This window comes from Desulfacinum infernum DSM 9756 (assembly GCF_900129305.1).
In the GTDB taxonomy this organism is placed as follows: Bacteria; Desulfobacterota; Syntrophobacteria; order Syntrophobacterales; family DSM-9756; genus Desulfacinum; species Desulfacinum infernum.
This window is the reverse complement of the sequence record NZ_FQVB01000080.1, coordinates 1-1,298: the sequence shown is the minus strand read 5'-3', so window position 1 is coordinate 1,298 and position 1,298 is coordinate 1. Positions and strand designations below refer to the sequence as shown.

The following is a 1,298-nucleotide window of genomic DNA, read 5'->3' as shown; positions in this document are numbered from 1 at the left end:
GGGAGACTCTGCCACCGAATGCACTTCGTGTCAGGGGCTCAGGTGCGCAAATCTGGGTGTCGCCTTAACTCCATTCTAAGGTGTCCCGTGACACGGTCTGCACCCGGAGTACATCACCCCTTACAGTCCGGAGCAAAACGGGGTGATCGAGCGGTTCATGAGAACACTTAAAGAGGAGTGTATCTGGCTCAACCTGTTTTCGTCCTTTGCTGAGGCGAAGGCGATCATCGAGGCATGGATCCACGAGTACAACACCGAGAGACCACACCAAGAGCTGGGGTATGTGAGTCCGGGTGAGTATCGCTATGAACTCGCCGCTTAGCTGGCATGACGACCTCAATGGGGCTGCCGCTTTTTCCTTAGGGAACCGCCCCGCCGGAGGCACCGGCCGGAGCGAAACGGCCTTGACAACCCGAAGGGCTTGCCGGTTTTGGGTCTGGTATCATGGAAAAAGGACAAGGGCGTAGCAGCCAACGCCTTTTCCTCAGTGCAACCGCCAAAACCACCTTCCGGCCATCAGGCCCAAAGCCGGTTGTCAAGGCCTGGAGCGAAGGCCGAAGGGGAACGAGCCTTTGTTTTTGCCACCGAGAGAGAAGGGAGGAGCAACGCCTTTTCAATAATGCGAATTTTGGTCTTGATTCATAGGGGTCATTACATTTTCGGGGCCTCATCAACGACCTTTCAGATAGTTAGATGAGCAAAATCGGTACAATGTCGCACTATGCAGCATATAGATGACAAACTTGGGTTATGACTTCATGGGGTTACGATGAACCATTTCCGCGGGGCTGAAGCCCCGCGGCTACGAAGGCAACCCAAATCTCCGGCATCTTGAGCCGGAGAGCCATTGTCGGACAAGCTCCCAGCAGGGTGTCTCACTCGCCTTGCCACAAAGAGTGCCTGCCGGGCCTTCAAAGTGCCGCCCAACGACGGCTGGCCGCTCCGCCACCGCCGAAGGTGGTGGGCTGCACCGGCGGGTTGGGCGGCATTAAGTTCGTGGTGAAAGGCTCAATTTTTGGAGAATATCCACTGCTTGTTCCCTGCTTTCCCAGGGGACAAACAGGTGATCGTGATAATATGCAGAAATCACGTTGGTGCTGATGCCTGCCTGGGCAAGTCTCTTACTGATGACAGCAAGGAAGCCCACGGCTGATAGAGACGAATGGACCGCCAGTTCTATATAGGCCCAAATCGAGTCAAATGCCTTAATCCGTGAGTATGTTTTTAACCAAACAAATATCAGATCTTATCTAGGATTTTGAATTTACACGTGTTTTGTGCTATAGGGTCTCCTGTCA

2 protein-coding genes are annotated in these 1,298 nt (G+C 53.8%); one reads left to right on the top strand and one right to left on the bottom strand.

Annotated elements, in window-relative coordinates:
- Window positions 1-97 precede the first annotated feature (97 nt).
- The gene (locus BUB04_RS20380; protein WP_435051101.1) at window positions 98-322 is read left to right on the top strand and encodes an integrase core domain-containing protein; all 225 of its coding nucleotides are present in this window, start codon (window positions 98-100) and stop codon (window positions 320-322) included.
- Between the two features lie 666 nt (window positions 323-988).
- Here the strand turns inward: BUB04_RS20380 and BUB04_RS20375 are convergent.
- Window positions 989-1,174, bottom strand: coding sequence for an ACT domain-containing protein (locus BUB04_RS20375; protein WP_353743186.1), 186 nt, complete (start codon window positions 1,172-1,174; stop codon window positions 989-991).
- Between the last annotated feature and the right edge of the window lie 124 nt (window positions 1,175-1,298).